The sequence below is a fragment of the uncultured Campylobacter sp. genome (assembly GCF_938031315.1).
Lineage (GTDB): Bacteria > Campylobacterota > Campylobacteria > Campylobacterales > Campylobacteraceae > Campylobacter_B.
Window position 1 is genome coordinate 1 of record NZ_CALHHT010000103.1, and the last position, 2,655, is coordinate 2,655.

Annotated in this window: 3 protein-coding genes; all 3 read right to left on the bottom strand. The window is 49.9% G+C overall.

The window, feature by feature from the left end; translation table 11 throughout:
* Positions 1-109: 109 nt before the first annotated feature.
* Positions 110-766 carry a metallophosphoesterase gene (locus Q0236_RS02930; protein WP_297914941.1) on the bottom strand — a complete coding sequence of 219 codons (657 nt, stop codon included), beginning with the start codon at positions 764-766 and terminating at the stop codon, positions 110-112.
* Positions 763-1,749 (bottom strand): tRNA lysidine(34) synthetase TilS, encoded by a 987-nt coding sequence (gene tilS / locus Q0236_RS02935; RefSeq protein ID WP_297914943.1) that lies wholly within the window; start codon positions 1,747-1,749, stop codon positions 763-765. The genes Q0236_RS02930 and tilS overlap by 4 nt, the downstream gene beginning before the upstream one ends.
* Before the next feature lies 1 nt (position 1,750).
* On the bottom strand, positions 1,751-2,655 hold a 905-nt coding region (locus tag Q0236_RS02940), incomplete at its 5' end, for a radical SAM protein (RefSeq protein WP_297914946.1).

Here is a 2,655-nt window from a genome sequence, read left to right on the forward strand (position 1 = left end):
TTGCATAATGGATTTTGGCTAGGTAAAATCATTCGTATTCAAATCAGCTCGATTTTAAATTTAAGCTCATTTGCCGCAAAGAGCCGTCTTGTGCCGCAAATTCTATTTTTTACGAACTCTGATTAATTTTACGTAAAAAATTTTCTATCAGAATCCGCCTTTGCTCCACGTCGTCGCTATCGCTAATGCCCTCTAGCTCGCTTGCGTGATGTGCTTTGGGCGGGATATCTTTCAGATACGACCACACCTCGTCCTCGCTTAAAATTTTGCCGTGCAGATCAAAACCTACGTTTAGCGCTCTGCCCGAAACCTCAGCGATATCTGCGTGCAGGTGACCATAGAGCATCAGTGCGCCATAATGGCAGTTTGCCCACTCGATCATCGGGTAGTGAGACAGAGCCGCTCTCTTATGCGATAGGCGCACAAAGGCGTAGCCCACGATCTGTTCAAACATAAAATTGCCGTCCGCCTTGCGTCCGCTTAGCAGTTCGTTTTTCATCGCGGCGATGCGCCCGTCGTGGTTGCCGAGCACCAAAAAATGTCGCCCGTTTAGTCTGCGAAGTAACTCGCAAGTGTGCGCAAAATCCTTGTGAAAGGAGACGTCGCCGAGATTATAGACGAGATCCTCGGGCGTAACGAGCGCATTCCAAGCGGCGATGAGATTTTCATCCATCTCAGCCACGTTTGCGCCTTTTCTAAAATTCGGGTATTTTTTCAGCACCAGCTCGTGGCCGAAGTGTAGATCGGAGGTAAAATAAACGCTCATAAAAGCTCCTCAAATAGCGCAAGATCCGCTCCCACGGCAAATAAAAATCCGCGGTTTATCGGCGGTACGGCGAGCTGCCTGCACACCTCTTTAAATTTCTTTTCCATAGCCGCTTTGATATATGGCGTCACAAAGATAAAATTTGTGCCAGCGCCCACGGCTACCTTGCCGCCTAGCACGCAGTCCGAGCTTTTTTCTAAGCAGCGAGCGCATTCGTTTCGCTGCGCCGAGCTTAATACGAGTCCTAGCCGCTTGCAGGCAAGATCTACGCCGCGAAGCTCGCCCCGGCCACGTTTTATGAGGTAAATTTTAGGCGCGGGATTAGAAATTTCAGGGGTTAAATTTAACGCGTCGGTCGCCAAAAACTCAAAGCTTTTTTTTACGCCGCTAAAGTATTCGTCCAAGAAAGGCTCGCTAAATTTCGCGCGAATAAATCCGCGTTTAAACCGGTCCGTTAAATTTGTCTCGTCGGTGAAGTATTTTAGATTTCGCCCCTTTAAAAACCGCTCCAGCTCGCACTTTCGCACGCCTAGAAGCGGACGAGCGATCGCGTAGTCCTCGCGAGCTTCAAGCTCTTGCATGCCTAGCAGCTCGTTAAGCCCTGCGCCGCGTCCAAGTTGCATCAAAAACCACTCAAATTTATCGTCAAACTGATGCGCCAAGATCAAATTTTCATAACCCTGCTTGCGGCAAATCTCGGCGAAAAAATCATATCTAGCCGTGCGCGCTTCGTGCTCGAAATTTGACTCGCCCAGACGCACGCTTTTTACGTAAATTTGTTTGTTAAATTTGATCGCCAGATCTCGTGCCGAGGCGATCTCGTCCTTGCTCTGCGCGCGGACGTTATAATCCACGATCGCAAGGTCAAATTTTACGTCCGCCTCGTCCAAAAGGTAAAAAAGCGCCGTACTATCGACGCCGTGCGAAAAGGCAAGCAGATTTCGCCCCGATTTTAGCTTATGCAAAACGGGTGTGCTTAGCATTTTATGCCTTTGCCGTGATCTTGCCTAGCGCCTGGCTGCCCGCTACCTGCGTGATCTCGCACCAGTAGCGACCGCCGGTTTCTAGCTGCTCCACGTCGCTTTCGTTGATCAAAATTTCGCCGTCGATGTCCTTATCCCACAGCGCCTTTTTTGCGGCGTAAAACATCTCGCCCTCGCTGCTTTCGCCCTCGAGCGAGACGATAAATTTTTGCCCTAGCTCCTGTGCGAAGCTCGCCTCGATTGCGGCGCGAGTGATCTTTTCGATCTTGCTTAGGCGCTTTGAGATGATTTTGGCGGGCACCTGCTCCATTTCATACGAGAGCGTGTCTTCTTCTTTAGAGTAGGCAAACGCCGAAACTCGGTCAAATTTAAACCTCTGCAAAAACGCGCAAAGCTCGTCAAATTCGGCTTCACCCTCGCCCGGGTGCCCGACGATGACGCCGGTTCGTAAAAACGCATCCGGCGCGCTTTTCATTAAATTTAAAAGCTCTTTGATCCGCGCCGCGCCGCTTCCGCGCCTCATGATTTTTAGCATTTTCTCGCTTGCATGCTGGATCGGCATGTCAAAGTAGTTTACAAACACCGGCGAGGCGATGATGCGCTCCACTAGTGCGTTTGAAGTAGTGCTAGGATAGAGATAAAGTATGCGCGCGGTTTTGACGCCCTCGATCTTCTCGACCGCGTCCATGAGCGAGATGAGGCCGTCGCTAAGAGCGTGATCGCGCATATACGAGCTGCTGTCCTGCGAGAGGAAGCTAAAGTCATAGTAGCCCTTTTTTACGAGCTTTTGTACTTCATCTACGATGTTTTCCAGCGAGCGGGATTTTAGCTTACCTTTAAAGGTCGGTATCGCGCAGAAGCTGCATTTTTGATTACAGCCCTCTGAAATTTTGATGTAGGCGTGAT

Excerpts from the sequence above, each read along its gene's own strand:
- tilS (WP_297914943.1), bottom strand. The coding sequence starts at position 1,749 with ATGCTAAGCACACCCGTTTTGCATAAGCTAAAATCGGGGCGAAATCTG.
- Q0236_RS02930 (WP_297914941.1), bottom strand. The coding sequence starts at position 766 with ATGAGCGTTTATTTTACCTCCGATCTACACTTCGGCCACGAGCTGGTG.